Genomic DNA, 12,073 nt, shown 5'->3' with positions numbered 1-12,073 from the left:
TATGGATATATAAGTTTAGGGATAATACTTATTAATAAGGAGTTGAAACTGTGTCTACTGTAACTGAACAAGGATCCATTGAAGCAAAAAAAAGTAATGTCGCTACTATTTTCGAAAGGTTTTGGTTTATTATTCCTGAATACCAACGGTCTTATGTTTGGGAGACCGATAACATTAATGATTTACTCGATGATCTTTGGTATGCTTTTGAGAATAAAAGGGATAGTGAATATTTTCTTGGTTCACTAGTATTACGTGATTTAAATAATACTAGTTACAAAGAATTTGAAGTCTTAGATGGCCAACAAAGATTAACTACATTGTTTATGCTTTTATCAGTAATTAGAGATACATCAAACAACCAAGACTTATTAGATACATATAGTGAAATGCTTTTTCAGAAGAAGAATATCTTTAAGGGAATTCCAGAGCGGGTTAGAATTTTGTATAAAATTCGTGATAGTGTAGAAGGCTTTATAAGCGAGTCCCTTCTAAACAATGGTTGCACTAAAAACAATGAATTTCTAAGAAGTAAACTTAATGAAGAAAATACTTCGATTAAGAATATGGCAAATGCTATTATTACAATGCGTAAGTTCTTTGATTCAAAAGAAACTGAAGAAGTAGAGTCTTTTGCTCAGTTCCTAGCTATGAATGTAGTTTTCATATATGTTTATACTAATAATAGAGAAGATGCATTTAGATTGTTTACTATTTTAAACAATCGTGGAATTCCCTTGACAAGTGCAGATATTTTGAAGTCTATAAATATTGGAGAAATTGAAAATGATAGTCAAAAACATGCTCGGGTGTGGGAAGAGATTGAAGGAGAGTTAGGAGATGATTTCGACCGTTTCCTTTCTTTTGTTAGAACAATATTGGTGAAAGAAAAGGCCAGGGTCAATTTACTAGAGGAATTTGAAGAGAAAGTATATAAAAAAGGATTACTCTCTAAAGGGACGGAGACAATAAGATTTATCAATGACTATAAGAGTGTATATGACAATTTAATCTTATTCAAGGATAATAAATTGACTAATGATTTTAAAAACTTGATAACTATAATGCTTATCGGTTTGCCTTCCGATGATTGGATACCTTCTCTAATGTATTACTATAAGAAGTTTGGAAGAATTGACTTAACAAAGTTTTTAAAAAAGCTTGAATACAAGTTTGTAGCGGATTGGATCTTACAGTTCACCTCTACCCAAAGAATAGAAAATATGAATAAAATACTAAAGCAGATTGAGCTTTCCAATAGTTCAAACGATTTACTTCAAGTAGAGGAACTATTTTCAGTAGATAAACAAGCGTTAAGAGAAGTTCTAGATAAGAATATATATGGACGTAGATTCGCTAGATACATCCTGCTAAAATATGAGTATTTAGAAAGTGATAATACTGTCCATTTGGCTGACTATAAGACAATAAGTGTTGAACATGTTTTGCCGCAATCACCAAAAGAAAATAGTACATGGGTTCAAGATTTTAACTTTGAGGAACGACTGAACTGGACTCATAAGTTAGCTAATTTGGTTTTGATTTCCAAAAGAAAAAATTCATCTTTAAGCAATCTTGATTTTGGAAAGAAAAAACAAAAATACCTTCAAAAAAGAATTGATGTTTTTGCAGGCAGCAAAGTTTTTGTTCTTCAAGTAGATAAGTGGACACCTGAAGTGTTAACATCAAGGCAAAATAAAATGTTAGATCTTTTAATAAATTAATTTATAAGTCTAAAGTTTTATAAAAGTTCTTAATCACCGAAAAAAAGACCCATACAAAAAGAACTTTTAATTAGTTCTATTGTACCGGTCTTTCTTTAAAAATAAGTATTCTTAATTGTTTTTGCAATAATTTCTGACATAAGCGGTGGGACTGCATTACCAACTTGTACATATTGAGCTGTTCTAGGTCCTTCGAAGAAAAAGTTATCAGGAAAAGTTTGAATTCTTGCAGCTTCTCTGACAGTAAGAGACCTAGCCTGAGATAAGTCATAGTGAATATTGTAGTGCCCATCTTTTGATATATGAGCTACTACTGTATGAGGAGTTTGCTCCTCTGGATGTACTTTAAATTTATCTTTAAAGATGTTTTCATTCTTGTGAGTTTTAAGTTCGCTTGGTAAATCCGGGTAATTAAGTTTTTCTCCATTCTTTGCTTTATTGATAGCGATCTTATAAATTGCCCTATCTCTCGCTTGGATACGACGAGCTTTATGATTAAACACACCTATTGACTCTGTGCGCATTAATGTTTGAAATGTAGTTAATTCTTTTTCATCATATTCTATTAACCTATCGGTTCCTTGTTCCGGAGAGAGAATTGGCAAGTCAGATAGTACATTTCTGGTAGTTAATTCATGATCCCAGTATATTTTTTCATCCATATAAGGTGGGAATTCTAAGTTAAATTCCTTCTTGAAACCAAATAACAATACTCTCTTTCTATTTTGCGGAATTCCATAGTCTGCGAAATTCAGAACATTTTCACCTGCATTACGGCCAGTCACTAATTTATATCCTATTTTATCAAACTGTTCCTGAATTTCTTTGAAAATCCTCCCTTTTTTTGCAGAAATAATACCAGGTACATTTTCAAACACAAACATTTTAGGTGAAAATTCTTGAACAATCCGAAGATAGTAATAGAAAAGGAAATTTCTATTATCTTTTTCAGCATCATTCCCCATTCTTCCTCTTCCGACAAGAGAATATGCTTGGCATGGTGGCCCTCCAATAATTAATGATACTGAATTTTCGTTGTTAAATTTAAGGCTCTTCTCAATAAGGGATATAACTTCTTTAGATGAGGAAGCTTCCTTATCATTAGCAGGATTGCCGAATTTTTTATTGAGTACCTCTATATCTAATTTTTCTTTTAAATAATTATACTTCTTATAAATTATTTCTCTATCATCTTCAATAGATTTATAGGATTTCTTTGAGGTAAGATACTCCAAATACAAATCTATGTCATTATGTTTTTTTAGCTCATGATAAATGTATCTGGTTTTTAACGTTTCAGTTGCCCAACGATCTTTTTCTACCTGAGATACAATCTTAAAGCCTTCTTTATGAAAACCTTCACTTAGCCCGCCAGCACCTGAGAAAAGATCTATTATTACCATTTTCTATTATCTCTCCTACATCATCTTAATTACTTGTGTATAATCTTTTAAAATATCCTTGAGTATATAATTCATCAAAAATTCTGGTTAAAGTTAAAGCCTTTTTCCCTGTAATTAATGTACCAATCTCAAGATTATTAATTATTCCATTATAAGAAAGATTAGATGACGATACAAATGCTTTTTGAAAATCTATTACTAATAACTTAGCATGTAATGAGGAAAAACCTTTCCCAGAATAATTATATATATTTACCTTATGATTACGACCTTTAAACTGCTTTAAGAATTGTGAAACCTGCTCATTATTATCAACGTACAAATCGACTTGTATTCCCTGTTCGCTTCTTGCAAGAACAAGATCGAAGATATCATTAAAGTACTCTGAAATTGCATATCCAGTAATTAATATATGAGTTTTCGCCTCATTTATTAGCTGTCTGACAACACCAATAGTTTTTCTAACGTTAGGAATAGCAATTGGCAGTGTGCCAACTAAATCAATCTTTTCTTGGTTAAATTTAGAAGAATATAACTTTAGCAATATTAGTAAATTTCCTATTTCTTCATTTGTAAGAGAGGGAAATAGAGTAAGGAGCAAGGGGAAATCCTTGCTCAAATTATTATTTCTCCCTTGCACTATTGAACTGTATAATTCCAACTCTACCATTTCGTAAGATTTTACTTCTGATTCTATTTCATCTAACAATAAATATAGCTTTGAAAACAAAACGTTATCCATACATTAGATAAACCCATCAAAAAATGGCTTAATTTCAGAATCCATGGTTCTAACAACCAAAGAACGATCTAAGAATCGGTTACCAGTTTCACAAGAGGTTTCTGCAATCATAGAACAAGCAAAACAAGAACATCCATTAAAATGATTCTCCTCAGAAGGTTCTAGGTTGGCACAATGAGGGTCACTTGCACAAAATACTGCTTCTTGCAGAGCAGCAAATAATGTCTTACGTATATTGTCTGTACCACCCATTTCAACTAATCCACCTAAGGAACCTTCTTGATCAGTACTGCCTGTATATAGTAGTATTCCAGCCATGTTCTCATTCCAATATATTCGCTCTTTAATAGCTACCGATGAGTATCCAGATTGTAAAGAAAGTTGATTTATAAGTAAGTGGGACAATGTATGCATCATCACGTACACTGCATCTCTTACTCCTGTAACTTCCCAGCCTTTTTGTTTTATCCAATTATCATATAATTGAGAGAACTCCGTTGACTTACTAGATAATGTAGGCCCATTATCTGACAACCACTTTTTAATATAGTCTCTATTAAACTCTAAGAAAATACCTTCTCCAAATACCTCTACTGCTGGGAGCCACTTTTCATCTGTTCCTGAGCCTAACCATACAATATTTTTAGGTGAATTTACTTCTGGTTCTGGACTGTCATTACGCATAAAACCTAATAAAACTAATATTTCTTTAAGACGATGCGCCTTAATAATACGTTTAAAATAAGGTTGCAAGTCTTTAGGTACTTCTTGATTTTCTGCTTCAAAATCTTTTAGCTTCTTCTTAGAAGTAAAATCTGTAAATGCTGCATACTCAATTTCTTTGATATTTTGATATTCTTCAACCTCTTCCATAGTTGAATTTTTATACTTTTCCCAATCTATTACAAAATCATCAAAGTTATCGTATACATTCGCTAGTTTTCGTTTGAAATATTTTTCTAGACCTTCTAATCCAAAATCTTCTTCATATTCTCGTATTTCTTCTTCTTGTTGAATTAATTGATCCGCGTATTCTTCTTGATCAGGAATAGAAATAGCACTTCTAAGTGCTGGAAAATAAACATTCGAGGCACCTCGTTGCAAAGGAATTATTGGTGACTCACAATACCCACTTTTGCTAAGTTGATGTGGATGGTTTCCAGTACAAGTAAATTGATTAAATGAATTAGATTGAGTAGCACCAGCCATATTTTCATATGCACCGCACTCACACTTTACCCCTAGAGAGGCAAGACTAGATGTATTACCTGAACTTGTCATGTAAAGTTTTCCAGAACATGTTGTTTCCTGTTTTCCATGTACCCACCATCTCCATGGAAAATCATCTAAGTGGTTACTTTCTCTACAAGAAACTACAAACCTAGATGGGTATGACTTCCACTCACAATCGGGACACTTTGGTCCCTCTTCCAAATAAGTTTCTAAATGAAATTTGTCTCTCAAGTCAAATAATCTACGACAATTATTATTACTGCATATGTGATAAAAGGGAAAAGGAATGGAGGGTAAATCTTGCCATCCTTTTGCCGGAATTTTTTTAAAGTAAGATTTCTTTAAGAACTTAGATAACCTTCTATCAAATATCTTATCTTTTGCTTTATCCCAATATTTGATGTCAAGAACCATTAAGGAATCATTTACTGAATCAAGAATTGCTCCTGGACCAAAAGTAGTAATTAGTTGTCCAGGTCTTACCTCTCCGACTTGATTTTTACTCATTCATTTTCCCACCCTTCATATAAGTATAACCGTGAGCTTCCTTCTATTTGCCTCATTGAATCTAGTGTAGGTCTTTCATGTTTAGAAAGTTCCTTTTCAGAGTACCTACGTAAAAGCCTATTTTGTTTTTTAAACTTAGCTTGTTTACTCATTGTACTGAAGTAGTATAAAAGTTCTTTATCTAAACTACTGGTTGCAATCCACTCGTCCAAAAACTCATCCAGATCGGCTATTGTTCCATCAACATTATTAGGTTCTACAATGCTAACACGATCCAGAATTATTGACTTTATGACACTTAAATCAATATTACCGATATTTTTAGCTCCTTCATTTTGAGCAAGCTCTTTCTCTTTCATCCTTGCGAGTGCAACTGTTATCGCATGCAGAACTCTATCTCTAGCACGAGAAGCGTATGGTGTAGCTGTAGTTCCTTCTACAAAATAATAAAGCCTACTATGATAACCTTTAAAATTTTGATAATGTGACATGTCTCGTGGCCTATATGGATTATAAACGGTTATAACCAAACCTGGTTTACTTCTTCCTACACGGCTTGAGGCCTGTATGTACTCTGAAGTTTGTTTTGGTTGGCCTGTAACAACCATTAAACCTAAACGATCTACATCCATTCCCACTGAGATCATGTTAGTTGCTAAAACAACATCGTATTCATTGTTACCTGTTTCTCTTTCAAGTAATTCTAGTACTTTAGGAATCTTATATGATGGAACACGAGCTGTAAGTTCATCATTTCTATTAATATACCTTTGATTTTTATAACCATATTTTTTTTGTAAAGTTTGAATGCGTTTTCTAACGTCGTCATCTAGTAACCTTACAGCACCGCCTAATTCCCTAATACTATTGAAGTAACCAATTAGTGTTCTGTATGGATCCACATATTTAGCAAGTTCTTCATCTTTCAATAGATTTTCTGTGGATTGGAGGAGGACTGCATATATACGAAGTAATACAGTTTTCATGGATTGCCCAGATACACAGACACCACTATATAAACGGAAAGGATAATCTTCTACACTTATCTCGCGCGCAAAAAAAGAATCTTCATTTTCTAAGCCAGGAGGAGGGAATTGTTGCATATTTCTTCTCCCAAACACACGTTCAACTTGCTGTTCTGCATTTTTGATTGTGGCAGTTGCAGCAATGTATTTGGGCTTTATGGTTTCATTATCTTCATCTTTAATAGTGCAAAGTTCTTCAATAACCGTCTCATATCCACCATATATCGTTCCTAAAGGACCTGTAATTAAGTGCAGCTCATCTTGAATGATTAGTTCTGGAGGATAAAAGTTTCTTACTTTAGAAACACTTGCTTTAGGACTTATATGATATGCAGTATGTTTTTCTCCCTCACCAATAAACCCACACTTCTCACAATATCTATCGATTTTCCCAAAAAGAGTTCCTGTAATTTCATCCCAAGGAAGCCTTGCAAATTTATCAACGGTTGAAATAATTACCGATGGAACCCTTCGGTATATTTCTTCATCAATCAAATAAACAGGAATATGGTTACTAGAGAAATAACAAGAAGAATTTTCACAATATATATCTAGGCCTGTCTTTTCACTCTTGGTATTTCTATCAGGTAAGAACTGAAATTTAGGGTTTTTTGTACCGCAGCAAGGACATTCTAGGAGTTGCTTCTCAATATTTTTATACATATTCTTAACTTGGTAAGCTTTTCTATAGCTTGTTTCCTGTAACTCATTAAATTTATTGGCTGTGACTTGACCACCGACCCAAAAACCTACAGAAAACTCAGCATGTCCATATTTATGTTCTTTTTCATTTGCTCTAATATATTCTGCAGCACTAATAACTCTCATTAACCGATCTCTCTGTTGGGTAGTTAAGAGTCTTAAAGTATAGCGAAGAAATATTGTAACTCCACCATCTCGCTCGTATTTTTGGTCATCTGTTGCAAGCAATCTTCGATATCCTAGTAAAAATGAAATTATTCCCAAGTATGCTTCCGTCTTTCCCCCACCTGTAGGGAACCACAAAAGGTCTACAATAGTACGATCCGCTGATTTAGGGTTAACAACCCCTTCCATATTTAGCAAAATAAAAGCTAATTGAAAAGGTCGCCAACTAAAGTTTTCTTTCTTTAGTTCCTCCTCTAGTGAAGTGGTATTATTGCTTTTAGAATAGTTTTTCATAGATATTTGAGTGTGCATCACTTTGTTCATAAAAGTAAATGCACTAAAAACTTTATCATCTTCTAATAATAGGATTCCTGATCGGATTCGTTTAAGTACTTTTCTACATTCATTTATGCTCGATTCCGCTGATTCAATATCTTTAACATTTTCCACTGGAAGTCTATTTATCCAATTTTCATATCTATCAGCTAGGTTATTAAGTTTTTCAATGACTACCCTTTTATCATTTTCTTCAGAAAACCTTTTAATAGAAAAAAAGCCTTTAGGTATACTTCCCATATCTTCATCCTCAGGTAGTTCAGTACTCATACTACCTACTTCATGAGTGGGTATAAATTCTGTTTTAATACTCCCTGCAAACATATCGTCGTTATTTTCCCATGATGCTGCACAACCAAATCCTTTTGCAAAAATTGGTTTATTCCGATATAAAAACTCCTCAAACTTATTCGAGTCCTTCCTAGCATAGTTTTCTGCAAGAAATATTTTATCTCCACCTTCATGGAAAACTTCCAATTCACACTGGAACATCCCATTATTGCTATCCTTATCAACGTTCCTATTACTTATGAACACGGAAACAAGATAGTTGTTCGTCTCTTTTACTTTTCGTTTATTTATTACTATATAAACATTATCGGATACTTCAAACTCATTTTTATCTTGAATTTTCTTGATATTAATAGTTTTTACATCAGATTCAATATTTCGAACCCATATAGGAATATCTTTTTGCTTCTCTTCATTATATTTCTTGGATTTTTTATACTTCCCCCAAGTATACTTTATGTTAAAATTCTGGATCGACTCTTTTATATAAAACCTTAATCCCATTGAAGATTGTTGCTTAAATGTCTTATTTTTTGATTCCACCACAACTTCTTCTACTGATTCTTCAGCATCATCAGAAACTGCTTCTAACCTCTCATCTAATAAACTATCATCTTGACTTTCCACCTCAGACTCTAAAGGATAAAGAATTCCGGTTAAATAAGCCTGAGAAGGGGGTTCGGTAATCACATCATTTTTTATATATTCAGGGCCAACAAGATCCCGTTTTAAATCTTGTAGCATTTTCTCGCGAACAATTCTATATGCTTCTCTACTCAACAAATATCACTCCATTCAGCACTGTAATATGCAGACATATTTAGGTGAAATGTACCAATTATTATTATAACATAGTATAATTTGTGAAAAGGTGTTAATAAAATTTTATTAAGTAACTTTTCTTATAATAAAAAGGGTATAGAATCTTCTCTACACCCTTTTTACACAAACAAAAATTAAATTTTTTCTTTGAACTTATCATAGCTATTTGCTAATTCATATAATACATTGTTCTCCAATGCAGCAAAGTGCTTCCGACCACATGTGATCTTCCCATCTTCTTTCATTCGAAGATCCTCCTGGTCAGTGCTCCCCTTTGTTTCAACTACGAAGAATAGGGTTTCGACGCCCTCTTTTTCAACCAATACTGCCCAGTCAGGGTTGTAGTTGCCCAGCGGTGTATCTATTACAAATGATGATGGGAGCTTAACAAATAACTTAACGTCTTCATCATTGTTAAGCTTTTCTGCAAATGCTCGCTCCACATTGGAATCGTAACGGATATAGTTATAGACTGACTTATCATTGGACACTTCAACTGCATTAGCCTTCATGTAACCGACAAGCTCTTGATGCTCGAATAAAGATTGTTGATAAAATGCATGGTCACCTATACACTCATATTTAATGCCATCAACAATTAACTTCTTCTTTTCTCTATTAATGATTTTCATCACAGCTTCCATGAATGCTTGTGGATTTTTCTCAAAGTCTCTCAAGCGGTTAGAGCCAATTAAGATGTCCACAAGTGTACGTCTTTTAAGGTTGGTTTGTTCCTGTAAATAACGTAGGATGTCTGGCAGACGTCGTTTCTCTTCCAGCGCTTCATATACACGCATTGTCTGCCCTTCACCAGACACACCTGATTTGTCCACTTTCAACAGGGCATTTTCTCGTTTGATTTTCCTAGCCTTAAATGCATTCAGATTTTGTATTGCATCTATACAACGGCTCTTAAGTGTATCGGAGTCTAAATCCACTGAATAAGTCGTCTTGTATTTTATCTGGTTCCATAGTTGATTAAACACGTCGCTAAGGAGAACTTCTTTATTCAGCTTAATATCCACTTCGTCTTTCTTATTGAAAATCGGCAGCTTCTTAATGGAATTTCTTATGACCATTTCAATACCCTGCTTTATTTCCTTAAATTCCTCTGGTACATCGAAAGTTTCAGCTGCAATTGCTTCCTTCAGCTTGTTTTCAACCTTTCCTTTTTTATCAAGGAATTTTTCTTTAACAAGGAAAGAATACACTTGGGCAGAATAGTCATAGCCTATTTCCTTAGACTCTCCAGTGAACTCATCTGTCAAAGTAATTGTAGAGAAGGATTGTTCTTCAAGGTATCCAAACTTAACACCTGTCTCATCTTCCATTTCCTTTTGAAGTGACTCAGCAAATTGTTGGTACGATTCATTTGCTATTACTGTGAGGACATTAATATTTTCATCATATTGTCTTTGTCCATTCTGATTTACAGCTAAGCGCAATCCACGACCAATTTTTTGCCGTTTAGTGAAAGGATCCTTGGTTTCTACTAAAGTGCATATTTGGAAGACGTTTGGGTTATCCCACCCTTCTTTAAGGGCAGAGTGCGAGAAGATAAATCGCAACGGCGTCTCAAAACTTAGTAGCTTTTCTTTTTCTTTCATGATGAGTTCAAATGCTGATTCATCATCTTTATTCGACCGTAGGCTGCCATCTTTCGCAACTTTACTATCCTTATAGTTTCCGCTCTTGTCCTCTGAAAAATATCCGTCATGAACCTCTTCAACAGTTTGATTAGAAATATACTGGTCTTCTTCAAAGAGCGACCGATATTTAGATTGCTTAATAAGGGAAGTATACTCTTCTTCAAAAATCTTGGCATATTTTCCTTTTTGCCAAGGTTGCCCTTTTGGATAAACTCGATAGTTCTCTACTCTGTCTATAAAGAAAAGAGTAAGTACTTTAATTCCTTGGTGAACAAGTCTTTTTTCTTTATCTAAATGAGTGCGGATCGCTTCTCTTATTTGATATCTCTTGAGTAAGTCATCATCGATTCCACCAATGGATTCTCCTAGTCTCAGTGTCTTTCCGTTCTCAAATTCAACCATTTCATTTCCAGGATAACAGTCGATACCATCTACAATAAAACCACGGTAGAGTTCCCGCTCACCAGATAATAGATATAAGTTGCTCTTATTGTTGGGGTTTATTTCTTTTTTTACTCTGGTGACAGTACCATTTTTCTTTTTTTCATCTATTTCCACTGTTGCCTTATATCCGTTTTTATTGGAGACACTCACTAATTTAATATATGGATCGTTATAATCGTCATCGGAATTGACGGAAAGCACTTCAATTTTCTTAACAAGCTTCTTCTCATAGGCATCCACAGGATCTAGCTTGTACATTAGATTGTACGTATCCCTATGGGTTGCAGAATACCGCAATTTACAAAGTGGATTTAATGAAGCAATAGCTTCCTTTGCTTTATCCGTGTTATCAACACTTTGCGGCTCATCAATAATAACTATAGGGTTTGTTTCTTGAATAAATTGAATAGGCTTTTTACCGTTCATTGTGTCTCTTTCACGGTGGATAAGATTAGCCTTATTCTCTTTTTCTGGATCATCAAAGCTTTTTTTAAAGGCATCAATATTAATTATCATTACTTCAATATTGGTGCTTGTTGCATATTCACGAACTTGTTCTAGTTTGGAAGAATCATATTTAAAGTAGTGACAATGCTGTCCAGGATACTCATTTGCAAAATGCTCTTCAGTCATCTGAAACGACTTATATACCCCTTCACGAATAGCAACACTAGGGACAACAATAATAAATTTTGAAAAACCATATAGTTTATTCAACTCAAAAATACTTCTCGTATAAACGTAGGTTTTACCAGTTCCTGTTTCCATTTCTACGGTGAAGTTCCAATCTTGGATGCTAGAACTTTTTTTTAGATGATTTCTCTTCTGTACTTTTTGAACATTTTCAATAACTTCTGCTTCAGATAACTCCAGCTTGTTTCCGATCCCCAACTCTGTTATTTCTTGCCCAACAATATCACCCATACTGACGGTAAAGTTAGAAACTTTTACTGTTTGGCCTTCAAAGATATCAGTGATTGACTGGATGGCATCAAGCTGATATTGTTGTTTATCAAACTTAATTTTCATG

Annotated in this window: 6 protein-coding genes; 1 reads left to right on the top strand and 5 read right to left on the bottom strand. The window is 33.9% G+C overall.

The features are described 5' to 3' along the window. The first annotated feature begins 50 nt into the window (after positions 1-50). Complete coding sequence (locus K7887_RS03190; protein ID WP_223492147.1) at positions 51-1,724, top strand: DUF262 domain-containing protein; 1,674 nt, start codon at positions 51-53, stop codon at positions 1,722-1,724. A gap of 95 nt (positions 1,725-1,819) precedes the next feature. On the opposite strand, the gene K7887_RS03185 is transcribed toward K7887_RS03190, so the two are convergent. The 5 genes from K7887_RS03185 to K7887_RS03165 form a co-directional block, all read right to left on the bottom strand. After that, a complete protein-coding gene (locus K7887_RS03185; RefSeq protein WP_223492146.1) occupies positions 1,820-3,127 on the bottom strand; it encodes a DNA cytosine methyltransferase in 1,308 nt (435 codons plus the stop codon). 25 nt (positions 3,128-3,152) lie between these two features. Then, a complete protein-coding gene (locus tag K7887_RS03180; protein WP_223492145.1) occupies positions 3,153-3,869 on the bottom strand; it encodes a phospholipase D-like domain-containing protein in 717 nt (238 codons plus the stop codon). A 3-nt stretch (positions 3,870-3,872) separates the two neighbouring features. Then, entirely contained in the window at positions 3,873-5,609 is a 1,737-nt protein-coding gene (drmB, locus tag K7887_RS03175; protein WP_223492144.1) for a DUF1998 domain-containing protein, read from the bottom strand. Further along, on the bottom strand, positions 5,606-8,908 hold the full coding sequence (drmA, locus tag K7887_RS03170; RefSeq protein WP_223492143.1) for a DISARM system helicase DrmA: 3,303 nt from the start codon (positions 8,906-8,908) through the stop codon (positions 5,606-5,608). The genes drmB and drmA overlap by 4 nt, the downstream gene beginning before the upstream one ends. Positions 8,909-9,084: 176 nt before the next feature. After that, positions 9,085-12,072, bottom strand: a complete 2,988-nt coding sequence (locus K7887_RS03165) for a type III restriction-modification system endonuclease (protein WP_223492142.1) — start codon at positions 12,070-12,072, stop codon at positions 9,085-9,087. Position 12,073 lies beyond the last annotated feature (1 nt).

This window comes from Sutcliffiella horikoshii, from assembly GCF_019931755.1.
GTDB classification, from domain to species: domain Bacteria; phylum Bacillota; class Bacilli; order Bacillales; family Bacillaceae_I; genus Sutcliffiella_A; species Sutcliffiella_A horikoshii_E.
The sequence above is the reverse complement of the archived record's forward strand: the minus strand, read 5'-3'. Positions and strand labels throughout refer to the sequence as shown.